Source organism: Streptomyces sp. NPDC052107, assembly GCF_040680215.1.
Lineage (GTDB): Bacteria > Actinomycetota > Actinomycetes > Streptomycetales > Streptomycetaceae > Streptomyces.
In genome coordinates this window covers 1-1,047 of record NZ_JBFAWG010000328.1, presented here as the reverse complement: position 1 = coordinate 1,047, position 1,047 = coordinate 1, and the positions used below count along the sequence as shown (strand labels likewise).

Annotated in this window: 1 protein-coding gene; it reads right to left on the bottom strand. The window is 64.8% G+C overall.

Annotated elements, in window-relative coordinates; all coding sequences use genetic code 11:
• The coding region (locus AB0M27_RS48210; protein WP_365732511.1) for an acyltransferase family protein at window positions 1-447 on the bottom strand (447 nt) is incomplete at its 3' end.
• Window positions 448-1,047 lie beyond the last annotated feature (600 nt).

Sequence of the window (1,047 nt, the reverse complement as noted above, 5' to 3'; positions counted from 1 at the left end):
ATAGAGCGGATCCGTCAGGCTGATCGGGGTGTCCGGCGCGTCGTCCACGTACCGCCTGAAGAGCGAATAGGCCGTCTCGAACAGGATGTACGGCACCACGACACCGGTGAGCAGCCGCTTCACCTTCGGCGCGGACATGTCGAACGTACGGGAGAAGTAGCCGGAGATGAGGATGAAGGCCGGCATGTGGAACGTGTACACGATCATGTAGAGCGCCCGGGTGGCCCGGCTGCCGTCCATCACCGGTTCCCAGGCGTGCGCCACCGCGACCAGCACGATGGCCAGGTACTTCACGTTGTCGAAGTAGGGGTCACGCTTCCCCGCCGCCGCGGATGCGGGCGCGGAGGCCGGAGCGGTGGCCTTCGGCGTCTGCTCGCGTCTGGGCTCCGACTCCGGGGTCGCCGGGGGGAGCGGGGCCCTTGTGAATACGCTCGGAGCTTGGAACATCTAAGGCACCTTAGACCTGTCGATTGCTTCGCGTAAAACTGCGACGGGATATCGCGTGTTCCCCTCCATTCGAATATGAAACCGTCGAACAGCGCCCGTTATGACACACTTGATCCATCTTAAACAGGGCATATCGGCCGAGGAGTTGGGCGTGTGAATTGTCTCCCTCGCGGCGCCGCGAATTACCTGTGAACGACCTGTGAGGGAAGGGAAACGGAATCCGCCGCCGAAGCCGGGCGGCGTCCCCTGAATATGCACCCGAAGGATTACGTGCCCCGAGCCCCCCGCCCCGCCCTGCGTAGAGCTCCCGTGAGCTGGGCAGGATGGCGGGATCCGGTCAGTGTGATCCGTCACCCGGCAGTGGACAGCGGGGAGTTGGTGGCACGATGGACGCGACGGGGCGTGCGGTGGTGTGCGTTTCCGGGCCGGCAAGGCGGACCGACCGAGGGTGTGATCAGACGTGGCTATTTCCCTGTCTATGGTGCTGCTGTTCGCGGTCATCCTGGTGGTGATGATCCGTGGCGGCTCCATCAAGCCCGGCCCCGCGATCGTCGCCGCCCTCTTCGGCTTCTTCCTGGCGTCGACCGGCATGGCCCCGTC